Here is a 1,542-nt window from a genome sequence, read left to right as displayed (position 1 = left end):
ATCTAACGCCACCGTAAGAATGGTGTCAGCGGCAATTATCGTTTTGTTTTTTACCCTCTATACGTCGGCAGGATTAGTCGCTGGCGGTAAGCTATTTGAAAGTGCCTTTAATGTGCAATATCAATGGGGTCTCATTATTACGCTGGCTGTGGTGGTCTCCTATACCTTGCTGGGCGGTTTTCTCGCGGTGAGCATGACGGATTTTGTACAAGGTTGCATTATGTTCGTGGCGCTTGTTTTGGTGCCGGTGGTGGCCTTTAGCGAATTTGATAGTGTCAATCAGATGACCAGCGCTGCCTATACCTCAATTCCTAGCTTACCAGAATCGTGGGAAACGGTTTCAGTCATAGGCTTGGTGTCGAGTTTAGCCTGGGGACTGGGCTATTTTGGTCAACCTCATATCATTGTCCGGTTTATGGCGATTCGGTCTGTTAAATCTATTTCCACTGCCCGAAATATCGGTATGTCATGGATGCTTGTGACCATCGTTGGCGCGTTAGCCACAGGTTTTGTGGGCATCGCTTATGCCAATCAGTTCGGACTTAAGGTGGATGATCCTGAAACCATATTCATTGTATTTTCACAGCTGTTGTTTCATCCATTAATCAGTGGCTTTTTAATGGCAGCCATTTTAGCCGCCATTATGAGTACCATTTCATCCCAATTACTGGTCTCGGCCAGTTCGCTAACGGAAGATATTTACGGGGTGTTATCGAAAAATAGTAAAGAAGGCGAGTCAACGGTGAACATCGGTCGTCTAGGTGTTGGCGGCGTGGCACTGGCGGCGTTGGTGTTAGCGTGGGATTCTTCCAACACCATACTGTCCTTAGTTAGTAACGCCTGGGCGGGCTTTGGTGCGGCGTTTGGTCCACTGGTGTTAGCTTGCTTGTATAAAAAAGATCTTACCCATAACGCCGCGTTGGCGGGCATCGTCAGCGGTGCGGTAACGGTATTATTTTGGATTTATGCGCCTGTTCTTGAGAACGGCGAGACACTCAGTAGTGTCGTTTATGAAATTATCCCCGGTTTTATTGTTAGTTCCATGACCTTGTGGCTTGTCTCGGCATGTAGCCAGGCGCCATCTTCGGAAGTTCAGGCGATGTTCAGTGAAACTAACCGGGAACTTGCGAATCAACAATCTTAAGGTGAACATAAGTATGAAAGGCAAAAATTGGAAACGCATCGTTATTAAAGTTGGGAGTGCACTTATTTCTCCTAACCGTAAAGGATGCAGTAGCCATTATCTTTTAAGTATCGCGCAGTTTATCGTTAAATGCCGCGCTATGGGTACCCAGGTCGTATTAGTGTCCTCGGGGTCCGTTGCCGCAGGCGCCCATCAGTTTCCCGATTGCGAACGTTCTGATATTACAATTAAAAAAGCCATGGCTGCCGCTGGGCAAACCGAAATGATTGCGACCTGGGACAGGTTATTTGATTTCCCTTCAGCGCAAATTCTGCTTACCCATGCGGATCTCCGTGATCGAGAGCGTTATGTTAGTATTCGCGATACGGTTTTTAGTTTATTAGAACACAGTATTCTGC

The 1,542-nt window shown here is 46.9% G+C and carries 2 pseudogenes; both read left to right on the top strand.

Annotated features, from left to right (window positions below):
• Nucleotides 1–1,144: pseudogene (locus V5298_RS16040) on the top strand (sodium:solute symporter family transporter); the annotation flags it as partial.
• A gap of 13 nt (nucleotides 1,145–1,157) precedes the next feature.
• A pseudogene (locus V5298_RS16035) lies at nucleotides 1,158–1,542 on the top strand (glutamate 5-kinase); the annotation flags it as partial.

Origin of the sequence: Alteromonas sp. 14N.309.X.WAT.G.H12 (assembly GCF_036697315.1) — a bacterium.
Lineage (GTDB): Bacteria > Pseudomonadota > Gammaproteobacteria > Enterobacterales > Alteromonadaceae > Alteromonas.
The sequence above is the reverse complement of the archived record's forward strand: the minus strand, read 5'-3'. Positions and strand labels throughout refer to the sequence as shown.